At 63.1% G+C, this 16,550-nt stretch carries 13 protein-coding genes; 11 read left to right on the plus strand and 2 right to left on the minus strand.

Going from position 1 to position 16,550, the window contains the following annotated elements:
* The first annotated feature begins 162 nt into the window (after window positions 1-162).
* The 6 genes from SJ05684_RS01870 (at window position 163) to SJ05684_RS01895 (ending at window position 6,549) form a co-directional block, all read left to right on the plus strand.
* Window positions 163-819: a DNA-3-methyladenine glycosylase I gene (locus SJ05684_RS01870; RefSeq protein WP_034852050.1), complete on the plus strand. Its 657-nt coding sequence runs from the start codon at window positions 163-165 to the stop codon at window positions 817-819.
* 260 nt (window positions 820-1,079) lie between these two features.
* Window positions 1,080-2,603 (plus strand): histidine--tRNA ligase, encoded by a 1,524-nt coding sequence (gene hisS, locus SJ05684_RS01875; protein WP_050979928.1) that lies wholly within the window; start codon window positions 1,080-1,082, stop codon window positions 2,601-2,603.
* Complete coding sequence (locus SJ05684_RS01880) at window positions 2,603-3,745, plus strand: ATP phosphoribosyltransferase regulatory subunit (protein ID WP_034852052.1); 1,143 nt, start codon at window positions 2,603-2,605, stop codon at window positions 3,743-3,745. Before hisS ends, SJ05684_RS01880 begins: the two co-directional genes overlap by 1 nt.
* Window positions 3,742-4,437: an ATP phosphoribosyltransferase gene (hisG, locus tag SJ05684_RS01885; RefSeq protein WP_034852053.1), complete on the plus strand. Its 696-nt coding sequence runs from the start codon at window positions 3,742-3,744 to the stop codon at window positions 4,435-4,437. Before SJ05684_RS01880 ends, hisG begins: the two co-directional genes overlap by 4 nt.
* 105 nt (window positions 4,438-4,542) lie before the next feature.
* Window positions 4,543-5,250: a glutathione binding-like protein gene (locus tag SJ05684_RS01890; RefSeq protein WP_034852055.1), complete on the plus strand. Its 708-nt coding sequence runs from the start codon at window positions 4,543-4,545 to the stop codon at window positions 5,248-5,250.
* Window positions 5,251-5,334: 84 nt separating this feature from the next.
* On the plus strand, window positions 5,335-6,549 hold the full coding sequence (locus tag SJ05684_RS01895; protein WP_085938997.1) for an NAD(P)/FAD-dependent oxidoreductase: 1,215 nt from the start codon (window positions 5,335-5,337) through the stop codon (window positions 6,547-6,549).
* A gap of 275 nt (window positions 6,550-6,824) precedes the next feature.
* On the opposite strand, the gene groL is transcribed toward SJ05684_RS01895, so the two are convergent.
* Window positions 6,825-8,462: a chaperonin GroEL gene (groL, locus tag SJ05684_RS01900; protein ID WP_034852058.1), complete on the minus strand. Its 1,638-nt coding sequence runs from the start codon at window positions 8,460-8,462 to the stop codon at window positions 6,825-6,827.
* A gap of 79 nt (window positions 8,463-8,541) precedes the next feature.
* Complete coding sequence (gene groES / locus SJ05684_RS01905; RefSeq protein WP_012706990.1) at window positions 8,542-8,838, minus strand: co-chaperone GroES; 297 nt, start codon at window positions 8,836-8,838, stop codon at window positions 8,542-8,544.
* A gap of 264 nt (window positions 8,839-9,102) precedes the next feature.
* Between groES and SJ05684_RS01910 the strand changes: the two genes are divergently transcribed.
* From SJ05684_RS01910 to ileS, 5 genes are all read left to right on the plus strand, one after another.
* Window positions 9,103-9,930, plus strand: a complete 828-nt coding sequence (locus SJ05684_RS01910; protein ID WP_034852059.1) for a chromate resistance protein ChrB domain-containing protein — start codon at window positions 9,103-9,105, stop codon at window positions 9,928-9,930.
* A complete protein-coding gene (gene chrA, locus SJ05684_RS01915) occupies window positions 9,927-11,285 on the plus strand; it encodes a chromate efflux transporter (protein WP_095694189.1) in 1,359 nt (452 codons plus the stop codon). Before SJ05684_RS01910 ends, chrA begins: the two co-directional genes overlap by 4 nt.
* 123 nt (window positions 11,286-11,408) lie before the next feature.
* On the plus strand, window positions 11,409-12,257 hold the full coding sequence (locus SJ05684_RS01920) for a TIGR01459 family HAD-type hydrolase (protein ID WP_034852062.1): 849 nt from the start codon (window positions 11,409-11,411) through the stop codon (window positions 12,255-12,257).
* A 13-nt stretch (window positions 12,258-12,270) separates the two neighbouring features.
* Window positions 12,271-13,254 carry a bifunctional riboflavin kinase/FAD synthetase gene (locus SJ05684_RS01925; RefSeq protein WP_034852065.1) on the plus strand — a complete coding sequence of 328 codons (984 nt, stop codon included), beginning with the start codon at window positions 12,271-12,273 and terminating at the stop codon, window positions 13,252-13,254.
* 257 nt (window positions 13,255-13,511) lie between these two features.
* Window positions 13,512-16,421 (plus strand): isoleucine--tRNA ligase, encoded by a 2,910-nt coding sequence (gene ileS, locus SJ05684_RS01935; RefSeq protein WP_034852067.1) that lies wholly within the window; start codon window positions 13,512-13,514, stop codon window positions 16,419-16,421.
* Window positions 16,422-16,550 lie beyond the last annotated feature (129 nt).

Below are 16,550 nucleotides of genomic sequence, written 5' to 3' on the forward strand. Positions count from 1 at the left end.
AGCCGCGATGCTCGCACCCGCCCCGCCACCGAAAAGTAAACGGCCCTTCGCTAAAATGCCGCGGATGCGATAAAGCTTCGGGTAGGGTTATTTGCGGCTTTATGAATCTGGTTTACAAATGGTAAACGGAACAAAAGAGAAACATCTGCGAAGGAATGGGCGATGCCGGAGAAGGGTCTGATCACGGGCGAGGACGGGCTCAGCCGTTGTGCCTGGCACGGCAATCTCGAAGACTACCGCCGCTACCATGACGAGGAATGGGGTCGACCCGTGGCGGACGACCGCCGGCTGTTCGAGAAGATCTGCCTGGAAGGTTTCCAGTCCGGATTGTCCTGGCTGACGATCCTCAGGAAGCGCGAGGCTTTCCGCGCGGCCTTCGCCGGCTTCGATTTCGATGTGGTCGCCGAGTTCCGTGAGGCCGATGTCGAGCGTTGCCTTGCCGATCCGGGCATCGTGCGCCATCGCGGCAAGATCGTTTCCACCGTCAACAATGCCCTGCGCGCGAGGGAACTGCGCGATGAGTTCGGTTCTCTCGCCGCCTATTTCTGGTCGTATGAGCCCAACGGAAGCGAGCGACCGGCGGTCATGGACTACGAGACGCTGGTCGCCAATCCGACGACGCCAGCCTCGGTCAGGATTTCGAAGGATCTGAAAAAGCGCGGCTGGACCTTCGTCGGGCCGACGACCGTCTATGCCTTCATGCAGGCCATGGGTCTCGTCAACGACCACCTGGAAGGCTGCTTCTGCCGTGACGGTGTCGAGGAGATGCGGCGGCAATTCGCCCGGCCTGCGGCAGGTCCGCCTCGATCCGGCGCATAGGTTCGCCCGAAGGCGCGAACGCAACATGCCGGCGACATAGGATGAACCGGACAAAAGGGGGGACGCGAGAAAACGCCGTACGGGCTTGAGCTTGCAAGGCTACCTGTTCCCTTCGTCCTGCTGCGCTTTCCCGACTTCACGCGTGGCATTTATGTTCTGGCTCGCTTTGGGCGTCATTGTCGCTGTCGCCGCTTTGCCGCCCTTGCCGCCCTTGACATGATCCGGTAGGGAAGGCACCGACCTAGCTTTGAGTAGCCGGAATGCCTTCCATGAAAGACAAGACAAAGAAACCGCAGAAGCTCAAGGCGCGCCTGCCGCGCGGCTTCGTCGACCGTTCGGCCGCGGATATCCGCGCCGTCGACGAAATGATCGAGAAGATCCGCGACGTCTATGAGCGCTACGGCTTCGATCCCGTGGAAACGCCGCTGTTCGAATATACCGATGCGCTTGGCAAGTTTCTTCCCGACAGCGACCGCCCGAACGAAGGTGTCTTCTCGCTGACCGACGATGATGACCAGTGGATGAGCCTGCGTTACGACCTGACGGCGCCGCTTGCCCGCCACGTGGCGGAGAATTTCAACGAGATCCAGCTTCCCTACCGCACCTATCGCGCCGGTTACGTGTTCCGCAATGAAAAGCCAGGGCCCGGCCGGTTCCGCCAGTTCATGCAGTTCGACGCCGATACGGTCGGCGCCGCCGGCGTTCAGGCGGACGCCGAAATGTGCATGATGATGGCGGACACGATGGAGGCGCTTGGCATCAGGCGCGGCGACTACGTGATCCGGGTCAACAACCGGAAGGTCCTCGACGGCGTGCTGGAGGCGATCGGTCTCGGCGGCGAGGAGCAGACAAATACTCGGCTGACCGTGCTGCGCGCGATCGACAAGCTCGACAAGTTTGGACCGGAGGGGGTGCGGCTCCTGCTTGGCGAAGGGCGCAAGGACGAGAGCGGTGACTTCACCAAGGGCGCCGGGCTCAATGACGAGCAGATCCGCAATATCCTGTTCTTCGTCGGCATCACCGACTATGCCGCGAGCGCGGGTGAACTGTCAGAGCTGGTTGCCGGCACCGCCAAGGGAGCGGAAGGCGTCGAGGAACTCAACACGATTCGCAGCCTGGTGCTGAGCGCCGGCTACGAGGCGGATCGCATCAAGATCGATCCGTCCGTCGTGCGCGGCCTCGAATACTACACCGGGCCGGTTTTCGAAGCGGAACTGCAATTTGCCGTCACCAACGAGAAGGGTGAGACGGTCGTCTTCGGTTCGGTCGGCGGCGGCGGGCGTTACGATGGTCTTGTCTCGCGTTTCATGGGGCAGCCGGTACCGGCAACAGGCTTCTCGATCGGCGTGTCGCGCCTGATGACGGCGCTCAAGAATCTCGGCAAGCTCGGCGTCGAGGAGGTTGTCGCGCCTGTTGTCGTCTGCGTGATGGACCGCGACCTCGGCAGCATGGGCCGGTACCAGCGCTTCGTGCAGGACCTGCGCCATGCCGGCATTCGCTCCGAGATGTATCAGGGCAACAAGAAGAATTTCGGCGACCAGCTCAAGTATGCCGATCGCCGCGGCTCGCCCATCGCCATCATCCAGGGCGGCGACGAGCGCGCCTCCGGCACCGTGCAGATCAAGGACCTGATCGAAGGCAAGCGCCTCTCCGGCGAAATTGAGGACAACGTCGCCTGGCGCGAGGCCCGCGTGGCCCAGGTCTCCGTTCCGGAAAGCGAGCTCGTCGCAAAAGTCCGGGAAATTCTGGCAGAGCAGGCCGAGGACCGGAAAAGGGCAGGCTGATGCCGTTGATCAATCTTCCCGCCTTCGCCGCCGACCTCCTCGCCGATTTCGAGCGGCTGAAGACGCTGCGTGTCGATACGCCGGTGATCCAGCCGGCCGAGCCCTTCCTCGACATGGCGGGAGAGGACCTGCGCCGGCGCATCTTCATGACCGAGAGCGAGACCGGCGAGAGCCTGTGCCTGCGCCCGGAATTCACCATTCCCGTATGCCTCAGGCATATCGAGACGGCGACCGGCACGCCCCAGCGTTATGCCTATCTCGGCGAAGTGTTTCGCCAGCGTCGCGACGGCTCGAACGAGTTTTATCAGGCCGGCATCGAGGATCTCGGCGATCAGGACACGGCCGGTGCCGATGCGCGGGCGATCGGTGACGCCATGCTGGTTGTGACCAGTCGGTTACCTGGCCGGCGGCTGAGGGTGACGCTCGGCGATCAGTCGGTCTTTGAGGCAGTGGTCGCCGCCTGCGGCTTGCCCGCCGGCTGGCAGAAGCGGCTAATCCATGCCTTCGGCGACCAGAAGCAGTTGCAGAGGCTGCTGGCGGAACTAGCCGATCCGAAATCCTCCGGGGTCTTCGGCCCTGAGGTGGAGCGGCTCGCCGGCATGGGTATCTTGGACGACGAGGAGCGGCTCATTACCGAGATCGCCGAGACCATGGAAGCGACCGGCTACTCCACCAATGCCAGCCGCTCGCCGGGCGACATTGCCCGCCGGCTCAAGGAGAAAATGGAACTGGCGACGACGCGGCTCGACAAGGCAGCGCTGGCGATCATGCGCGAGTTCCTGGCGCTCGATCTGCCGCTCGCCGATGCACCAGACGCTCTTCATCAATTCGCCACCGGATCGGGACTGAAGATAGGCGATGCGCTCGCGCTCTTCGATGCCCGCGTTGCGGCGCTTTCAAAGACGGGCGCGGATGTCGATGTCATCAGGTATCGTGCCGCCTTTGGCCGCCCGCTCGATTATTATACCGGCCTCGTCTTCGAGATCGAGCTTGAGGAAATTCCGGCGGTTCTCGCCGGTGGCGGGCGCTTCGATCGGCTGCTGACGCTGCTCGGCGCCCGGGAGCACATCCCGGCTGTCGGGTTCTCTCTCTGGCTTGACCGGATCGAGCGGGCCATCGCGGCCGCAGGGGGTGCGAAATGACCATCACCATTGCGCTGCCCTCCAAGGGCCGGATGAAGGAGGACGCCTCGGACATCTTCGCGCGGGCCGGGCTGAAGATCGTCGCCGTCGGCAATGATCGCTCCTATCGCGGCCGCGTCGAAGGCTGGGAAGACGTCGAAATCGCCTTCCTCTCGGCCTCCGAAATCTCGCGCGAGGTCGGCTGTGGCGCCGTCGATTTCGGTGTCACCGGCGAAGACCTCGTGCGCGAAGGGCTGGCGGACGTCGATGGGCGCGTCGAATTTGCGGCTCGGCTCGGCTTCGGCCACGCGGATGTCGTCGTAGCCGTGCCGGAGATCTGGTACGACGTCGATACCATGGCCGACCTCGGGGACGTCGCCGCCGATTTCCGCGCCCGCCATGGCCGGCGTCTGGCGATCGCCACCAAATACTGGCGACTGACACAGCAATTCTTCTCCGGCAGCCACGGTATCCAGCTCTACCGCATCGTTGAAAGCCTGGGTGCGACCGAAGGCGCCCCGGCTTCCGGCTCGGCCGATATCATCGTCGACATCACCTCGACCGGCTCCACGCTCCGCGCGAACCATCTGAAGATCCTTTCCGACGGCGTGATCCTGCGCTCCGAAGCCTGCCTCGTCCGGGCTCGAAAGCCGGCTCACGCTGGCGATCCCACGATCAATCGCATCATCGCTGCCGTGCGAGGAGTGCTCTGATCCGATTAACTCATCTCGTATTCGCGGGTCCGGCCCCTGACAATGCAACCAGCGCTACCTATGTAGGAACGGCAAAGCTCCCAAGACCAAACTTGAGGCAACCTTATGGCTGATCTTTCGTCCTTTCCGATCACGCGCCGCTGGCCGGCGAAGAATACCGACGTCATCCAGCTCTACTCGCTACCGACCCCAAATGGCGTGAAGATCTCGATCGCTCTCGAAGAACTGGGCCTGCCCTACGAAGCGCACCGCATCGCCTTCGACGCGAACGAGCAGAAGTCGCCTGAATTCGTGTCGCTCAACCCGAACGGCCGCATTCCGGCGATCATCGATCCGAACGGACCGGACGGCAAGCCCATCGGGCTTTTTGAATCCGGCGCGATCCTCGTCTATCTCGCGGAAAAGACCGGCAGGCTCATTCCTGCGGACGCGGCCGGCCGTTACGAGACGCTCTGCTGGGTGATGTTCCAGATGGGCGGCGTCGGTCCGATGTTCGGTCAATTTGGCCATTTCTTCAAATTCGCCGCCGACAAGGTCGCGAACAATTCCTATCCTGTGGAGCGCTATCGCGACGAGGCGAAGCGTCTTCTCGGCGTTCTCGATGCGCGTCTCGACGGCCGGCAATGGCTGATGGGCGACGAATATACGATTGCCGACATTGCCACCTATCCCTGGGTGGAAGGGGCGCGGAAATTCTACGGCGGCGCCGAGGTCCTCGACTACAAGAGCTTCCCGAATGTCCTGGCCTGGGTGGAGCGCGGACTTGCGCGCCCGGCCGCTCAAAGAGGCCTGGAAATTCCGAGAAAGGAATAGACGGAGCACCCTCCGGCCGCAGTTGACGAGGCTGCGGCCGGGAGGCTACCGGTTAGCGAAAGAGAATCGAGTCGGGTGGATAAGGTGTCGGGAAGGCTTGTTGTCATCGGTGGCGGTCAGGCCGCTTTCGCCCTGGTTGCCAAGCTGCGCGCCCTCAATGACCAGCGTCCGATCACCGTCATCGCCGCCGAGGCGAGCCTGCCCTACCAGCGGCCGCCGCTTTCCAAGAAATACCTGCTGCGTGAAATGAGCCTCGACCGGCTGCTTTATCGGCCGGAGGCCTGGTATGCGGAACACGGGGTCGACATCCGCCTGTCGACGACCGTGACACGCGTCGAGCGCGCCGCGAAAGAGGTCACGCTGAGCGACGGCTCGTCGCTTGATTACGAGACGCTGGCCTTCGCCACGGGGGCGACCCCGCGCCGGTTGCCGGCGTCGATCGGAGGCGACCTCGCGGCTGTCTATGTCGTGCGCGACTACAAGGATGCCGACCGGCTCGCCGAGGAAATGATGCCGGGGCGGCGGGCGCTCGTCGTCGGCGGCGGTTACATCGGCCTCGAGGCAGCGGCGGTCGCCCGCACCCTGGGCCTCGAGGTGACCGTCATTGAAATGGCCGACCGCATCCTTCAGCGCGTCGCCTCCGCCGCCACCTCTGCGATCGTGCGCGACATTCACCGCACCCGCGGCGTCGAAATTCGCGAAGGCATGGGGCTGCACCGTCTCATCGGTAAGGACGGCCGCGTCTCGGCTGCCGAGCTTTCCGACGGCTCCGTCATACCGGTGGATATGGTGATCGTCGGCATCGGCGTGATGGCGAACGACGCGCTCGCGCACGATGCCGGGCTCGAAACGGCGAACGGCATCATCGTCGACAGCTACGGGCGGACGTCCGACCCGGCGATCTATGCCATGGGCGATTGCGCGGTCCTGCCCTGGCAGGACATGCGCATCCGTCTGGAGTCGGTCCAGAACGCGGTGGAACAGGCGGAGGCCGTGGCCGCCATCCTTGCCGGCGGTTCCGCGCCTTACAATCCGCATCCCTGGTTCTGGTCGGACCAGTATGACGTCAAGCTGCAGATCGCCGGCTTCGGGCTCGGTCATGACGAGACGCTGGTCCGCCCGGGCCAGCGCGAGGGCAGCGTTTCGGTCTGGTATTTCCGCGAAGGCAAGCTGATCGCCGTCGATGCGATCAACGACGCAAAGGCCTATGTCACGGGAAAAAAACTGCTGGAAGCGGGGAAGACACCGGATCGCAAGGTTTTGGCTGACCCGCAGAGCGATTTGAAATCGTTGGTGTAATTGGCGAAATCGCCCCTCACCCTAGCCCTCTCCCCGCATGCGGGGAGAGGGGACGTGCCTTGCTGCCAACGGTTTCGGCTGGGGAGACGAGGGTGCCGGGAGGCGCCTCCGCCCCGCCTGCGGGGAGAAGGTGGCCGGCAGGCCGGATGAGGGGCCGCCGCGACGATCGACCACCTCAACGAGACGATCGCTTCTTGCTGAATAGCAAAAAGGGCGGCCCCTAAAGACCGCCCTTCAGATCCGGTTGGACCTTCTGTGCTAAGGCTTTCGCCTTATCACATCATGTCCATGCCGCCCATGCCGCCCATGCCGCCCGGCATTGCCGGAGCGTCCTTCTTCGGCAGCTCGGCAATCATCGCTTCGGTGGTGATGAGCAGCGAAGCAACCGAGGCTGCGTCCTGGAGTGCGGTGCGAACGACCTTGACCGGGTCGATGATGCCCATGGCGATCATGTCGCCATACTCACCGGTCTGAGCGTTGTAGCCGAAATCGTCCGTGTTCTTCTCGAGGATCTTGCCGATAACGATCGAGGCTTCATCGCCAGCATTTTCAGCGATCTGGCGAGCCGGAGCCTGCAGAGCGCGGCGAACGATGTTGATGCCGGCTTCCTGGTCGTCGTTTTCACCCTTGGCGGTGATCTTCACGGAAGAGCGGAGCAGGGCAACGCCACCGCCCGGTACGATGCCTTCCTGAACGGCAGCGCGGGTCGCGTTGAGGGCGTCGTCGATGCGGTCCTTCTTTTCCTTCACTTCGACTTCCGTCGCACCGCCGACGCGGATGACAGCAACGCCGCCAGCGAGCTTGGCAAGGCGCTCCTGCAGCTTTTCGCGGTCGTAGTCGGAGGTGGTTTCCTCGATCTGGGCCTTGATCTGGCCAACGCGGCCTTCGATGTCGGCCTTCTGGCCGGCGCCGTCGACGATCGTCGTGTTCTCCTTGGAGATCGAGACCTTCTTCGCACGGCCGAGCATGTCGAGCGTGACGTTTTCGAGCTTGATGCCGAGATCCTCGGAGATCACCGTGCCGCCCGTCAGGATGGCGATGTCTTCGAGCATGGCCTTGCGGCGGTCGCCGAAACCCGGAGCCTTGACGGCAGCGATCTTCAGGCCGCCACGCAGCTTGTTGACGACGAGCGTTGCAAGGGCTTCGCCTTCGACGTCTTCAGCGATGATGAGGAGCGGCTTGCCGGTCTGGACGACGGCTTCGAGAACCGGGAGCATGGCCTGGAGGTTAGAAAGCTTCTTCTCGTGCAGGAGAATGAAAGCGTCTTCGAGGTCCGCGACCATCTTTTCCGGATTGGTGACGAAGTAGGGCGACAGGTAACCGCGGTCGAACTGCATACCTTCGACGACTTCGAGCTCGGTCTCGGCGGTCTTGGCTTCTTCAACCGTGATCACGCCTTCATTGCCGACCTTCTGCATCGCTTCGGCGATGTCGAGGCCGATCTGCTTTTCACCGTTTGCGGAAATCGTGCCGACCTGGGCAACTTCATCCGAGGTGTTGATCTTCTTGGCCTTGGCGAGCAGGTCCTTGACCACTTCTGCGACGGCGAGATCGACACCGCGCTTCAGGTCCATCGGGTTCATGCCGGCAGCAACGGCCTTGGCGCCTTCGCGAACGATCGCCTGGGCCAGAACGGTCGCGGTCGTCGTGCCGTCACCGGCGATGTCGTTGGTCTTCGAAGCGACTTCGCGGACCATCTGGGCGCCCATGTTCTCGAACTTGTCTTCGAGTTCGATCTCCTTGGCGACCGAAACGCCGTCCTTGGTGATGCGCGGAGCGCCGAAGGACTTGTCGATGACGACGTTACGGCCCTTCGGGCCGAGCGTTACCTTGACTGCATCGGCGAGGATGTCGACGCCGCGCAGCATCTTTTCGCGCGCAGTACGGCCGAACTTTACTTCTTTAGCTGCCATTTTTGAAAGCTCCTGGTTTCGAAATGCCGGAAGAGGTCCGGTTTCAAATTACGGAAGTTTTGGGAGGGTTGCCGGCCGATCAGCCGATGATGCCCATGATGTCGGCTTCCTTCATGATCAGAAGGTCTTCGCCGTTGATCTTGACTTCGGTGCCGGACCACTTGCCGAACAGGACGCGGTCACCAGCCTTGACGTCGAGCGGGACGACCTTGCCGCTTTCGTCACGAGCGCCCGATCCGACAGCCACGATTTCGCCTTCTTGCGGCTTTTCCTTTGCGGTGTCCGGAATGATGATGCCGCCCTTGGTCTTTTCTTCAGACTCGACGCGGCGGACGACAACGCGGTCGTGCAGCGGACGGAAATTGGTGCTTGCCATTGTCTAATCCCTCGATCAAATGACATTACGGATCGTTGAGAGATCCGGTGGATGGATGTTAGCACTCATGTTTGGCGAGTGCTAGCGCCGGGGAGATAAGACTGGCCAGCGAACGAGTCAAGGATCGGCTGCGAGATTTTTCGGCCAGTCGGAAAGCGTTGACAGCTCCGCCGCTATTTTGTTTGATGGCCACATGGGGTGAGCGAATACCCCACGAGGCGTCATGCTGGAATTCGCGTCCACCCTAATCAAGGACGTCGTATCATGGCCTCGTTCAATTCCATCTCCATCGAAAAACTTGCCCGGCTCGTCGGAACTCCCAAAGGCCCCGTTATCATCGACGTGCGCGATGACGACGATTTTTCGGCCGATCCCCATCTCGTGCCAGGTTCTTTCCACCGGACCCATGCCGACGTCCGGCAATGGGCGCAGCAATACAAGGGGCACTGGGTCGTCGCGCTCTGCAAGCACGGCGGCAAGCTCAGCGAAGGAGTGGCCGGCTGGCTTCGCAATGCGGGCGCGACCGCCGAGATACTGGAGGGCGGGATCGAGGCCTGGCGAGCAGCGGGCCTGCCTCTCGTCCCGGTCGCGAGCCTTCCGAACGCCGACCCGTCCGGTGGTTCCGTGTGGGTGACAAGGTCAAGGCCGAAAATCGACCGCATCGCCTGTCCCTGGCTGATCCGCCGCTTCGTCGATCCGCATGCCAATTTCCTCTATGTCACGCCTGCCGAGGTCGAGATGGTAGGCGAACGCTTCGGCGCAACACCATTCGATATCGAAGGGGTCTTCTGGAGTCATCGCGACATGGACTGCACCTTCGATACGATGGTCAAGGAATTCCGTCTCTCCTTCCCGGCGCTCGAGCATGTCGCCCGCATCGTGCGCGGCGCCGACACCGACAGGCTCGATCTCGATCCTCGCGCCGCCGGCCTGCTCGCCTTCTCGCTTGGCCTCTCCCGCATGTATGCCGACGATCTCGAACAGCTCGAGGCAGGCATGACGCTCTACGACGCGCTCTACCGCTGGGCGCGCGATGCGACCCAGGAGAAGCACGATTGGGTATCCCACGGCGGCAAGGGGAAGCGGACGTGAACGAACAAGGATTGGTGGGCCTCGCTCCGGCCCACCCAACCTTCTCCGAGGCGGCGAAGGTTTGGGCGAAGATCGGCCTGTTGAGCTTCGGCGGACCGGCCGGGCAGATCGCGCTGATGCATCGTGAGCTCGTCGAGGAGCGCCGCTGGATCTCGGAAAGCCGGTTTCTGCATGCGCTCAACTATTGCATGCTGCTGCCGGGCCCGGAGGCGCAGCAACTCGCCGCCTATATCGGCTGGCTCCTGCACGGCACCCGCGGCGGCGTCGTGGCGGGCATGCTTTTCGTCATCCCCGGCTTCTTCGTCATTCTCGCGCTTTCCTCGGCCTATGCGCTGTTCCAGGAGACCGGCTGGCTCGCGAGCCTCTTCTACGGGCTCAAGGCGGCGGTGCTCGCAATCGTGATTGAAGCGCTTGTCCGGCTTTCGCGGCGAGCATTGAAAACGGGTTTTGATCGTCTGCTGGCGCTCGCCGCCTTCCTCGGGCTCTTCGTTTTCGCGCTGCCGTTTCCCTTGGTGGTGGTCTCGGCCGGGGTAGTCGGCTATGCGGTCGCCCGCCGCGCGCCCGTGCACCGGACGGCCAGTCAGGCGGCCAAGGCGCCCGATCTTCCTTCCGTCATCGGAGCGGATTTTCCCGAGGCAAGGCCTTCCACGAAGAGGGCGGTGGCGGTCGTCGCGCTCTGGGGCGGGCTTTGGTTGACACCCTTTCTCATCATCTGGGGCGCCCTCGGCGGCGCTAATATCTATAGCGATATTGGCGTTTTCTTCTCGCAGATGGCCGTCGTCACCTTCGGCGGCGCCTATGCGGTACTTTCCTATGTCGCGCAGCAGGCGGTCGAGACCTATCACTGGCTAAGGCCCGGCGAAATGGTCGACGGCCTTGCGCTGGCGGAGACGACGCCGGGGCCATTGGTGCTGGTGCTCGCCTTTGTCGGCTTCATGGGTGCCTACCGCGCGGCGATCGGCATCGATCCGCTGACATCCGGCCTCCTCGGCGCGACGCTCGCGACCTGGGTGACCTTCGTACCCTGTTTCCTCTGGATTTTCCTGGGCGCGCCCTATGTCGAGCGGCTGCGCGCGAATGTTGCGCTTTCGGGTGCGCTCTCGGCGATCTCGGCGGCGGTTGCCGGCGTCATCCTCAACCTGGCGGTCTGGTTCGGCCTGCATGTCCTCTTCAGGCGGGTCGAGCGGTTGGAGAGCGGGCCGATTTCGCTTCCCTTGCCGGACCCGGCGACGCTGGAGCCGACCGCCCTGTTCCTGACGATGCTTGCGGCCGCGTCGCTTTTGTGGTGGAAGCGCGGGATATTGGAGACACTGGCGCTCTGCGCCGGAGCCGGGTGGCTCCTTACGCTTCTGTGATGCCTAAGACGCTGCGCGGCTGCCGAATCCTTGGGAAGTGCGGCGATTTTCCATGCGCGAGGCTTGTATTCTTGCCCCTTCCTTGCAATGTCAGCCGAAAAGCCGAGTTTGCGGGAAGCCAGGATGGCCGTCAGGATCAACAGTTTTCGGGAAATCGCCAGCCGTTACGACGTGGTGCTCTGCGACGTCTGGGGCGTGCTCCACAACGGCGTTCAGGCCTTCGTGTCCGCGGGCGAGGCGTTGGCCGAGGCGCGCGCGCAGGGGCTGACCGTCATCCTCATCACCAATGCCCCCCGCCCGTACCCCGGCGTGAAGGTTCAGCTGCGCGGCCTAGGCGTTCCCGACGAGGCCTATGACCGCATCGTCACCTCCGGCGACGTGACGCGGGCGCTGATCGCCGCCGCCGAGAAGCGGGTCTTCTTCATCGGCGCCGATCGGGACCTGCCGCTGCTCGAAGGTCTCGGCACCGATATTGTTTCGTCTGAAGAGGCGGAAACGATCGTCTGCGCCGGCTTTTACGACGACGAGACCGAAACACCGGAGCACTATCGCACCACTCTCACCGCCCTTGCCAAGCGCAAGGTGCCGTTCATCTGCGCCAATCCCGACCTGGTTGTCGAACGCGGGCATCGCCTGATTCCCTGTGCCGGCGCCATAGCCAAGCTCTATGAAGAGCTCGGCGGCGAGGCGCGCATAGCCGGCAAACCCTATAAGGCGATCTACCGCGCCGCACTTTCGGAGGCGAGGGCGGTCAGGGGCCCGTTCGATCTTGTCCGCGTGATCGCCATCGGCGACGGCATGCCGACCGATGTCAAGGGTGCGCAGGATGCCGGCCTCGACCTGCTCTATATCAGTGCCGGCATCCACGCGCAGGAGTACATGCACGAAAGCCGCACGGACGAGGCGAAGCTCACCGCGTTCCTGAAGAGGGAAGGGGCGACGCCGAAATGGTGGATGCCGCGGCTTGGCTGACGGGAAGACGGAGATGACGGTTTTTCATCGCAACGAAACCCGTGATCCGCTCCCGGAGCGCCTTCATGGCGGTGTGGTGGCGATCGGCAATTTCGATGGCGTCCATCGCGGTCATCAGTCCGTGCTCAATCGTGCGCTGGACGAGGCAAGGGGCCGAAGCGTCCCCGCCTTGGTACTCACCTTCGAGCCGCATCCGCGCACCGTTTTCCGGCCCGACCAGCCGGTCTTCCGTCTGACCCCGGCACCACTCAAGGCTCGTATCCTCGAGGGTATGGGATTCGGAGCGGTAATCGAATATCCCTTCGACCGGACCTTCTCGGAGCTTTCGGCTTCCGATTTCATCCATCGCATCCTGCGCGAATGGCTGCATGCCTCGCATGTCGTCACCGGTTTCGATTTCCATTTCGGGAAAGGGCGCGAAGGCGGCCCGGCCTTCCTGATGGCGACCGGCGAGCGGGAAGGCTTCGGTGTGACCTTGGTCGATGCTTTCCGCGACGAGAATGCCGACGTCATCTCCTCGAGCGTCATCCGCTCTCTGCTTGCCGAGGGCGACGTTTCGCACGCGGCGGGCCTCCTCGGCTACCGCTATACGGTCGAGGCGGAGGTGATCGGCGGCAAGAAGCTCGGGCGAGAGCTTGGCTATCCGACCGCGAATATGCGCCTGCCGCCGGAAGCGGAGCTCAAGAGCGGCATCTATGCGGTACGGTTCTGCCGGGACGACGGCGCGCTTTACGACGGGGTCGCCAGCTTCGGCCGCCGGCCCACGGTCGACAGCGACGGCGAGGCGCTGCTCGAAACCTTCGTCTTCGATTTTACCGGCGAGCTCTATGGCGAGGTCTGCGCCGTCTCCTTCTTCGGTCGCCTTCGCGACGAGTTGAAGTTCTCGGGTCTTGAGCCGTTGATGGCGCAGATGAAAGAGGACGAGAGGGAGGCGCGCGCGCTTCTTGCCGGCGTCCAGCCCCTGAGCGAGATCGATCGCAGCCTGAACTTCGCGTGACGGCGCCCAAAGAAATCGGCCGCCCGATTGCGGTGGACCTTTTCAAAAGGCCGAAAACGCCTTAAAGAACCGGCCACTATGACCCGGCACCGTCGATTGACCGTCGATCAGCGAATTATTGGCCCGGCTTTCCGTGCGCGCTAGGCGGCGCCGGAAGGTCCGGGATTTTGGCGTTTCGCGCCCCCACTGCATCTTCCAGAGACAGAATTCTTCCGAATGCGCGACGAACCCGCGCGGAAAAGACGAATGCAAAGACCATGACAGAAACCGCTGAAAAGATCGATTATTCCTCCACGCTTTACCTGCCGAAGACGGATTTTCCCATGCGAGCGGGCCTTCCGCAGAAGGAGCCGGAAATCGTCGCTCGCTGGCAGAAGATGGAGCTTTACAGAAAGCTTCGCGCCTCCGCCGCCGGTCGCGAGAAATTCGTGCTGCATGACGGGCCGCCCTATGCCAATGGCAACATCCATATCGGCCATGCGCTGAACAAGATCCTCAAGGACGTCATCAACCGCTCGTTCCAGATGCGCGGTTTCGATGCCAATTACGTGCCCGGCTGGGACTGCCACGGCCTGCCGATCGAATGGAAGATCGAGGAGAAATACCGCGAGAAGGGCCGGAACAAGGACGAGGTTCCCGTCAACGAATTCCGGAAGGAGTGCCGTGACTTCGCCAGCGGTTGGATCGGGGTTCAGACGGACGAGTTCAAGCGCCTCGGCATCGAGGGCGACTTCGAAAACCCCTACACGACGATGAACTTCCATGCGGAGGCCCGCATCGCCGGCGAGTTGATGAAGATCGCCAAGGCCGGCCAGCTCTATCGGGGTTCGAAGCCGGTCATGTGGTCGGTCGTCGAGCGCACGGCGCTTGCTGAGGCCGAGGTCGAATATGCCGACGTCGAAAGCGACATGATCTGGGTGAAGTTCCCGATCACCGAGGGTCCGGGCGCACTTGCCGGTGCCTTTGTGGTCATCTGGACGACGACGCCCTGGACGATCCCCGGCAACCGCGCCATCGCCTATTCGTCCCGCTACGCCTACGGCCTCTATGAGGTCGCGACCGCCGAGAACGACTATGGTCCGCAGCCTGGCGAAAGATTGATCTTCGCCAAGCGTCTGGCGGAGGAATCGGCCGCCAAGGCGAAGGTTACGTTCAACTTCGTCCGCGATATCGAGGCGAGCGAGCTAGCGGCGGTGATCTGCGCTCATCCGCTGCACGGGCTCGGCGGCGGCTATGCCTTCAAGGTGCCTCTCCTCGATGGCGAGCACGTCACTGACGATGCCGGCACCGGCTTCGTGCATACGGCACCCGGCCACGGCCGCGAGGACTTCGAGGCCTGGATGGACAGCGCCCGGACACTTGAAGCGCGCGGCATTTCGTCGGCAATTCCCTTCACGGTCGACGACGCCGGCTATTTCACGGCCGATGCGCCCGGCTTTGGTCCGGATGCGGAAGGCGGCGCTGGGCGGGTGATCGACGACAAGGGCAAGAAGGGCGACGCCAACGACCGCGTCATCAAGGCGCTGATCGCCCGCAACACGCTCTTTGCCCGCGGGCGGCTGAAGCATTCCTATCCGCATTCCTGGCGGTCGAAGAAGCCGGTCATCTTCCGCAACACGCCGCAATGGTTCGTCTATATGGACAAGGACTTCGGCGACGGCACGACCCTGCGCTCGCGGGCGCTGAATGCGATCGACGAAACCCGCTTCGTGCCGGGCGCGGGCCAGAACCGCCTTCGCGCGATGATCGAACAGCGCCCGGACTGGGTGCTGTCGCGCCAGCGCGCCTGGGGAGTGCCGATCGCCATCTTCGCCGACGACGACGGCACAATTCTTGCCGACGAGGAGGTCAATGCCCGCATCCTCGAAGCCTTCGAGAAGGAAGGGGCGGATGCCTGGTTCGCGGAGGGCGCCAAGGAACGCTTCCTCGGGCCTGATCATGACCATGCCCGCTGGCACCAGGTCATGGACATTCTCGACGTTTGGTTCGACTCCGGCTCGACGCACACATTCACGCTCGAAGACCGGCCCGATCTGAAATGGCCGGCTGACGTCTATCTGGAAGGTTCCGACCAGCACCGCGGCTGGTTTCACTCCTCGCTGCTCGAAAGCTGCGCGACGCGCGGCCGCGCGCCCTACAGGGCGGTCATCACCCATGGCTTCACCATGGATGAGAAGGGCGAGAAGATGTCGAAGTCGAAGGGCAACACCGTCACGCCGCAAGAGGTGATGAAGGATGCCGGCGCCGACATCCTGCGCCTTTGGGTGATGACGACCGACTATTGGGAAGACCAGCGCCTCGGCAAGACGATCATCCAGACCAATATCGACGCGTACCGGAAGCTGCGCAACACGATCCGCTGGATGCTCGGCACCCTCGCGCATGACAAGGGGGAGGTGATTGCCCTTTCCGACATGCCGGAACTCGAGCAGTTGATGCTGCATCGCCTGGCCGAGCTCGACCGGCTTGTCCGCGAAGGCTATGACGCCTTCGACTTCAAGCGGATCGCCCGGGCGCTTACCGATTTCTCGAATGTCGAGCTCTCGGCGTTCTACTTCGATATCCGCAAGGACGCGCTCTACTGCGATGCGCCGTCTTCGTTGCGCCGGCGCTCCGCCTTGCATGTCATCCGCACGCTCTTCGATTGCCTGGTGACCTGGCTTGCGCCGATGCTGCCTTTCACCATGGAAGAAGCCTGGCTGTCTCGCAATCCGGATGCGGTCTCCGTGCATCTCGAGCAGTTCCCGGCGGTGTCGGCGGAATGGCTGAACACAGCACTTGCCGAGAAGTGGCGAAAGATCCGCGAGGTTCGCAAGGTCGTGACCGGTGCCCTGGAGATCGAGCGCAAGGACAAGCGCATCGGTTCGTCGCTCGAAGCGGCGCCGATCGTCCATGTCGCCGACCCGGACCTTCGCCAAGCGCTCGACGGGCAGGACTTTGCAGAGATCTGCATCACCTCGGCAATCCGCATCGACGGAACCGAAGGGCCGGGTGACGCCTTCACACTGCCGGAGGTCGCCAAGGTCAGCGTCGTGCCGAAGCTTGCCGAGGGCCGCAAATGCGCCCGCTCCTGGCGCATTACGACTGACGTCGGAACCGACCCGCTCTACCCGGACGTGTCCGCCCGCGATGCCGCCGCGTTAAGGGAACTACGTTTCAAAGCGTAACCGATGTTTACCGGATGAATTGCGCTTGAGCCGTTCATCCGGTACAACCTGCCCGAAATTTGGCGGATTTTTCCGCCAAGGGGCGCTTGAATGACCGCGAGGGGCGCGGGTAGGGCTGGCTGGAAGGAA

This window comes from Sinorhizobium sojae CCBAU 05684, assembly GCF_002288525.1.
In the GTDB taxonomy this organism is placed as follows: Bacteria; Pseudomonadota; Alphaproteobacteria; order Rhizobiales; family Rhizobiaceae; genus Sinorhizobium; species Sinorhizobium sojae.